This window comes from Calothrix sp. CBUCES-K 9914, from assembly GCF_059640475.1.
In genome coordinates, this window is record NZ_JBXXZH010000108.1 from 22,417 (window position 1) to 29,886 (window position 7,470).

Consider the following 7,470-nt stretch of genomic DNA (forward strand, 5'->3'; position numbering starts at 1 on the left):
GAGCGATAATCCTTACATAATATCTACCTTCTTAAATTTAAAGTAACATTTTAGACTTGTATGAGCTTCTGCATTAACCCCCACTGTTTAAAGCCTCAAAACACTGGCAGCATGTTATTTTGCCAGAGTTGTGGTTCAGAACTACTACTCGAAGGACGTTATCGAGTAATTGGAATTTTGGGGGGTGGAGGGTTTGGTAAAACTTATGAAGTGCTAGAACGAGATGGTAGCAAGAAGGTTTTGAAGGTTTTACTGCACAATTATCCCAAAGCTGTATCGCTATTTCAGCAAGAAGCAGAAGTTTTGAGTAAGTTAGACCATCCAGGGGTTCCGAGAGGAGATGGGTACTTTACTTTTTTCCCCCATAACGTCCATGAACCTTTGCACTGCTTGGTGATGGAAAAAATTGAGGGGTTGAACCTTGAACAGTATGTGTCGCAACGTCAATATCGACCAATTAACCAAGAGTTAGCACTCGAATGGCTTAAACAACTATCTGATATTTTGAGGCAAGTACATAGCCAGAATTTTTTCCATCGAGATATTAAACCCTCTAATGTTATGCTCACTGGAGATGGGCAACTAGTATTAATCGACTTTGGCGCCGCGCGCGAAGTCACTTCTACTTATATGCAAAAACAAGCTGCTGGGCAGGTAACAGGTATTCATTCTCCAGGTTTCACACCACCAGAACAACTAAATGGGCAAGCTGTACTAACATCCGATTTTTTTGCGTTAGGGCGTACATTTGTATTTTTGCTTACAGGTAGACTTCCAACAGATACAGATATATATGACCCAAATTCGGATGAAGTTCGTTGGCGCAATTTTGCACCCGACATCTTACCGCTTTTTGCAACTTTGATTGATGATTTGATGCGACGTTCACCCAGTCAACGTCCTCAAAATACTCAAGAAATATTACAGCGTCTTGCAGGAGTGGAAAAAGATTTGCGACAAAAGCCTGGTACTCGGCGCCGAAGCAATAGACATAAAAGTAATTTACATAAGCTAAATTTTAGTAACTTCAACGTATCTCGAAGGAAAGCGGGAATTATTGGTATAGCTGTTGCTGCTTTATTAATGCTCTTTGTGGCGCCGAGATTATTTAATATTGATGCTTTCTCATTGTTATTTTCAAATCCAACAGAAAAATGGGCAGAAAATCTATCTTTAGCAAATACTTTTACTGGGCACTCGGAAGCAGTAGCATCTGTGGCAATATCTCCTGATGGTCAAACTATTGCTAGTAGTAGTCACGACCAAACGGTAAAATTATGGAATTTACAAACAGGTAAATTAACACGCACTGTTTACGGACATACACAACCAGTGCTATCAGTGATAATGAGTCCTGATGGACAGCAGATTGTTAGCGGTAGTTTGGATGAAACTATCAAACAGTGGAGTGTTAGTACTGGTCAGCAAATTCGTAGTTTGAAAACAGATGGTTACGTTGCTTGGAATAATGCTATAGCCATAAGCAAAGATTCACAAATTCTTGCTACAGGCAGTACCGATAAAACAGTTAGATTATGGAATTTTGCCACAGGTCAGCGGTTACGAACTTTGTATGGGCACTCATTACCTGTTTTGGCAGTAGCGATAAGTCCTGATGGGCAAACGCTTGTAAGTGGTAGTACTGATAAAACTGTGCGCTTATGGAATATTAACAGTGGTCAACCATTAAAAACCCTTGTTGGACATACAGGTTGGGTAACTTGTGTTGCAGTTAGTTCTAATAATCAAATTGTTGCTAGTGGCAGCCTTGACAAAAGCATCAAGTTATGGAACGCAAATACAGGAGAATTAATTAGAACCATTACAGGACATAACTACTCAGTAATGTCTATTGTAATTAGTCCTGATGGTAAAACTATCGCAAGTGGGGGTTTAGATGGAGAAATCCGTTTATGGAATTTGGAAACAGGGCAATTATTGCATATGATAGGCGCCCATAATAAACAAGTAGTATCGCTTGCAATAAGTCAAGATGGAAAAACACTAGTTAGTGGTAGCTCTGACGATACTATTAAAGTATGGCAGTCAAATTAGAAGCGGATGTAACGGATAAGAGATTGCTTATAAATTGTAGGTTGGGTGGAGGCTAAAAGAACTCAACCTACTGTATTTGTTCTATTTATATGTTTGAACGCCTTTGTTGACAAATTGCAGGGTGAATGCTTCTTTGTAATTAATGTTGGGTTTGAAGACTCCGGCTTTGACCATTTTGTCAAAGAATGATTGCCAGCGCTCTGCTGTCATGGCGCCAATTCCCAATTTTTCAGCATCGTCAGAAACTATTACGCCGTATTCTTTGAGTTTTTGTAAACCATATTTGATTTGCTCGTCGGTCATTTCTGGATTATCTTTTTTGATTAGTTTATTTCCTGGTTCTGGGTTTTGTAGATAGCTGTACCACCCTTTTATTGAAGCGTCAACAAAACGCTGCACTAAATCTGGATTATTTTGTACTAATTCTTTTTTGGTTTCAATAGTAGTCGCGTAAGCGGTGTAATCATAATCTGCCAATAAAAATACTAATGGTTTAAAGCCACCCTGCTTTTCAATTGCAAATGGTTCGGATGTGATGTAACCTTGCTGTGCTGAAGTTTTGTCAGCTAAAAATGGAGCGGGATTAAAGTTATAAGGACGCTTCTGGTCGTCAGTAAATCCGTACCTGGCTTTGAGAAGAGGCCAATACGTGATGCTACCAGAGGTGCTTATATATATAGGTCTGGCTTTAAGGTCAGGTAAAGTTTTGACTCCTGTATTGGGATGAGCAAGCAAACACTGTGGGTCTTTTTGAAAAATTGCTGCTACTGTGATTTTTGGAATACCTTCTGCTATGGCATTAATAGCATCGACTCCTTGCCCCATGAAAAAATCTACGGCGCCTCCTAGCAGTAGTTGAGTACCACTAGCGACTTGAGGACCACCCATCTTAATGGTGACATCCAAACCGTAATCTTTGTATATTCCTGTTGCAATTGCCTGGTAAAAGCCCCCATGTTCGGCTTCTGCTAACCAGTTTGTACCAAAGATTACTTTATCAAGTTTTTTCGTGCCTTGATTGGAAGACGGCGCCTGATTAACGTTATTAGCGCAAGCATGTAAAATGCCACTTGCTAAAAACAGTGAACTATACTTTATAAATTGACGGCGTTTAAGGATGTACCTTGATGCCCACATAATGAGTGTTTGAATTTTATATTTAACAGGCATTTAACCTAGGCGCATTGAACATTCTAAAATCAATTTTTGATTTATGAGCGAAAATGGCTGAATTTCTAAAGCGCGTCGAAATGCTTGGATTGCTTTTTGATACTCACCAGTAGCAGCGTAGCATAACCCCATACCATGAAGGGCACCGAAATGTACTGGGATCAAATCTATCACTTTTTGACAATCGATTAACGATTTTTGGAATTTGCCAGTAGTGTAATAAAGAAACGCGCGACGGTTCCAAGCTTCAGCAAAATCAGGTTGATTTAGAATTAATTCGTTTAGTACCAACTCAGCTTCTGCCACTTTACCAGCATCAAGCAGCTTTTGGCTACGGTCAATTATCTCTAACCCATGAATTCCTTTTTGCTGGAACCAAATGCGCCATAACTTCTGTGTTGCCTGTTCGCGGACTGACTCGGAGGGGTTTTTTAAGTCTTCAAGTAATGAACTGATAAATAAAGAATCCATGAATTTGACGTAGATAAGAAGGTCTTTTCACAAATTTCGCACAAAATTGAGTCTTAAGTAAGTTTTTTACTGACTCTTAATTTTTCGCTCTAATTGCAAAGTACGCAATCGGTGTATGTTTTTTTGTATTCAGTTATACGATTAAGTACACTTGGCACCCATTGAGCGTCAATAATGATTGGTTAAACATACCATTTAAATTGACAAAAACAAGAATAAACTATTGTTGTAGACAAATCTTAATTAACTAAAAACCCATAAGTAAAAAAAATGCCCAAACAGAATAACTCTTCGAGGCATATTGTTCTCACTTCACACCCAAGTAGTTTTGGTCCCAAGCCAATACCCATTCACTGGGGTAAAGAGTCTCCCAAGGAACGGGGTCCGGTGATTGCTACACTTATAAAGCAAGCGCATCGCAATGTAATTGGTACTCATTCGGGAGGTTATGCTGTTTACCGCGCTTTGGCAGTGGCAAGTGGCGCCCTTCAAACAGACCATCGTGCTGACTTGACGAATACCTCCCCAGTTGAACACATTGGACCACATCCAAGTTGGGCTGACCCCTTAAAAATCGTTTCAATAGACCCGTTCGGAGCTATCGTTGGTGAAGTTTTCAAATCTTATTATGAACAAGGATACGATATTCGTCCAACGATAGCTATTACAAAAGCTCACATCAATATGCCCGAACTACAAGAAGCAGTTGTAAGTGGGCGATTGCAAATCGATGGCAAAATTATGAAGGTAGGTGGTGATTTAGTTGTTACTAAAGCAGCTATTGAACCTGTTTGGTATTTACCAGGAGTTGCCAAACGCTTCAATATTTCCGAAGGTGACTTACGACGCGCGTTGTTTGAGCAGACGGGGGGAATGTTTCCCGAATTAGTAACTCGTCCTGACTTAGAAGTATTCTTACCCCCAATTGGGGGGGTAACAGTTTATATTGTCGGTGATATTGGCGCCATTACCGACCCAAACAAACCTGTAGCAGTTCGTGTACATGACGAATGTAACGGTTCAGACGTGTTTGGTTCTGATATATGTACTTGTCGTCCATATTTGGTACATGGAATTGAGGTGTGCGTCCAAACTGCTCAAGAAGGTGGCGCCGGTATTATTATCTACTGTCGCAAAGAAGGACGCGCGCTTGGTGAGGTTACAAAATTCCTTGTATATAACGCGCGTAAACGACAAGAAGGTGGTGACACAGCTTCAGCATATTTTGCCCGTACTGAGTGTGTTGCAGGTGTACAGGATATGCGTTTTCAGGAATTGATGCCCGATGTTTTACACTGGTTGGGTGTAACTCGTATCGACCGCATGATATCGATGAGCAACATGAAATTCAACGCTATCACGCAGTCAGGAATTGAAATTGTTGAGCGTGTCCCAATTCCTGATGATTTGATCCCAAATGATGCGCGCGTAGAAATCGAAGCCAAAAAAGCTGCTGGTTATTTTACAACAGGCGAAGTCTTAGATGATACCGGACTATCAGAAATCAAAGGACGCTCATTAGAGTAACCCGTAGGATAGGCGTCCCGCCTGTCCTTCTTATCTGACGGACAGGTGTGTATTTGACGGACAGGTGTGTATTTGACGGACAGGTGTGTATTTGACGGACAGGCAAGATGCCTATCCTACGTGGTTAATAAAAGGATAAAGCTGATGAATGATTTGGTTACATATTTACGGAGTCCTGCTGCTATTCGTTCTCGCTGCGGAGAGCTTTTTAACCGCGCGGTTGCTGGTAGTTCACGTCATTTTGATTGTGATTTGTCACAACTCCCGCGCGCAGCTGATTATGTTATTGATGTTATACGCTCAGAGTACCCTGATTTACAAATACCATTTCATAGTCGCTGGCGCCATATAACAGCAGGTGGAGTTGAGCGGTTACAACAGTTGGATAATCAACTAGCTGAACTTACAAAACAAGAGAAAGCGTCTTCAAAATTTGATTTAGCAATTATTAGTGTATTACTTGATGCTGGTGCCGGTAGTGATTGGTACTATTGTGAACCTGGAACTAAAATGGTTTTTAAACGTTCCGAAGGTCTTGCTGTCGCTAGTTTTCAGATGTTTTATCAAGGCGCCTTCTCTAATAGTAAAACGCCCTCTCAAGCTAGTAACATGCGCGTTGATGCAAAAAGATTACAAGAATTTACTGAAGCAGAACTGTCTCAAGGATTTCAAGTCAGTCCAAATAACCCTCTGGTTGGTGTAACTGGAAGATTACAATTGTTACAGAAATTAGGGTCTATATTAACCGCACTACCTCAATACTTTGGTGAAAACCCTCGTCCCGGAAATTTGGTTAATTATCTAATTAGCAAAGTTTCACACAACCAACTTACAGCCACAACCGTTTTTGAGACAGTACTGTCGAGTTTAAGCGAAATTTGGTCGGGGCGCCTGGAAATCGCAGGGGTAAACTTAGGAGATGTGTGGCGCCATCCTGACGTTAGCTCAGATGGGTTAGTGCCTTTCCACAAATTATCGCAGTGGCTTACTTATTCTTTGCTCGAACCTTTACAAGAACTTGGTATCAAAATTACTGGTCTAGATGAACTAACTGGCTTACCGGAATATCGCAACGGGGGTTTGTGTATTGATTTAGAACTGTTGCTTCCTAAACACCCTGATATATTACACACTTCCCATTCGGTTGACTCTGAAGTTATTGTAGAATGGCGCGCGCTAACGGTAATACTTTTAGACGAAATTGCCGCTTGCATTAGGGAAAAATTAAGTATGAGTACCAATGAACTGCCACTTGTCAAAATTCTTCAAGGTGGAACTTGGACGGCAGGACGAAAAATAGCTGCCGAAAAAAGACCTGATGGTGTTCCCCCTATTCAAATTAAGAGTGATGGTACAGTATTTTAATTGCTAACTCGTTTTGGTGCGTGACGCCACCTGATGATTAGCTTCGTTTGAGAATTGTTATAGCGTCACGCACCCTACCTTCTAACTTTTATGGGAAATCAAGTTACAGTCATAAGTCATCCTCTAATTCAGCATAAACTTACTTTGATGCGAAGAGCAGAGACAAGCACTGCAAAGTTTCGCACTTTGTTAAAAGAAATTAGTTTGTTACTTGCTTATGAGGTTACGCGCGACTTGCCTTTAAAAACTGAATTAATTCAAACACCCATTGCTCAAATGAATGCTCCTGTACTCGCTCCAGACAAAAAGCTGGTTGTAGTGGCTATTCAGCGCGCGGGACAGGGTATTTTAGATGGGATGTTAGAGTTAATTCCTTCTGCACGGGTTGGACATATTGGGTTATACCGTGACCCAAAAACTTTAATCCCTGTAGAATATTACTTCAAAGTTCCTCAAGATATCGATAAACGCGATGTTTTAATCGTAGACCCAATGTTGGCGACTGGTAATTCCGCTATCGCTGCCGTCGAAAGACTAAAATCTACAAATCCTCTTTCAATCAAATTTGTTTGCTTGCTTGCGGCGCCAGAAGGACTTGAACATTTCTGCTCGATTCATCCAGATGTGCCAATATATACTGCTTCGATTGATGAAAGACTGGATGAACTAGGATATATTATACCAGGTTTAGGAGATGCTGGCGATAGATTATTCGGCACTAGATAAACGGATGTAACGGATGGTTTATCTTAAATGGTAGGGTGGAATCTCACTGACTTAAGCATTTTGAGGCGCCAACGTGCATTGGGTAGGGTACTATCAAGCTATTACTATCAAGCTATTACTATCAAGCAATGTAACGCCAAATACAGTGCTTTCACG

At 40.8% G+C, this 7,470-nt stretch carries 6 protein-coding genes; 4 read left to right on the plus strand and 2 right to left on the minus strand.

All coding sequences use genetic code 11. The annotated features are described in order from the left end of the window. The first annotated feature begins 60 nt into the window (after nt 1–60). On the plus strand, nt 61–2,055 hold the full coding sequence (locus AC2JBO_RS22885; RefSeq protein ID WP_496955958.1) for a protein kinase domain-containing protein: 1,995 nt from the start codon (nt 61–63) through the stop codon (nt 2,053–2,055). A gap of 81 nt (nt 2,056–2,136) precedes the next feature. On the opposite strand, the gene AC2JBO_RS22890 is transcribed toward AC2JBO_RS22885, so the two are convergent. Then, nucleotides 2,137–3,225: an ABC transporter substrate-binding protein gene (locus tag AC2JBO_RS22890; RefSeq protein ID WP_496955959.1), complete on the minus strand. Its 1,089-nt coding sequence runs from the start codon at nt 3,223–3,225 to the stop codon at nt 2,137–2,139. Next, the gene (locus AC2JBO_RS22895) at nt 3,226–3,696 is read right to left on the minus strand and encodes a tetratricopeptide repeat protein (RefSeq protein WP_496955960.1); all 471 of its coding nucleotides are present in this window, start codon (nt 3,694–3,696) and stop codon (nt 3,226–3,228) included. Nucleotides 3,697–3,966: 270 nt separating this feature from the next. Here AC2JBO_RS22895 and AC2JBO_RS22900 point away from each other — a divergent pair, with 270 nt between their 5' ends. From AC2JBO_RS22900 to upp, 3 genes are all read left to right on the plus strand, one after another. Then, nucleotides 3,967–5,223 (plus strand): GTP cyclohydrolase II, encoded by a 1,257-nt coding sequence (locus tag AC2JBO_RS22900; RefSeq protein ID WP_496955961.1) that lies wholly within the window; start codon nt 3,967–3,969, stop codon nt 5,221–5,223. A 144-nt stretch (nt 5,224–5,367) separates the two neighbouring features. Then, nucleotides 5,368–6,588, plus strand: a complete 1,221-nt coding sequence (locus AC2JBO_RS22905) for a URC4/urg3 family protein (RefSeq protein WP_496955962.1) — start codon at nt 5,368–5,370, stop codon at nt 6,586–6,588. Between the two features lie 90 nt (nt 6,589–6,678). Continuing rightward, nucleotides 6,679–7,314: a uracil phosphoribosyltransferase gene (gene upp / locus AC2JBO_RS22910; protein ID WP_496955963.1), complete on the plus strand. Its 636-nt coding sequence runs from the start codon at nt 6,679–6,681 to the stop codon at nt 7,312–7,314. Nucleotides 7,315–7,470: the final 156 nt, after the last annotated feature.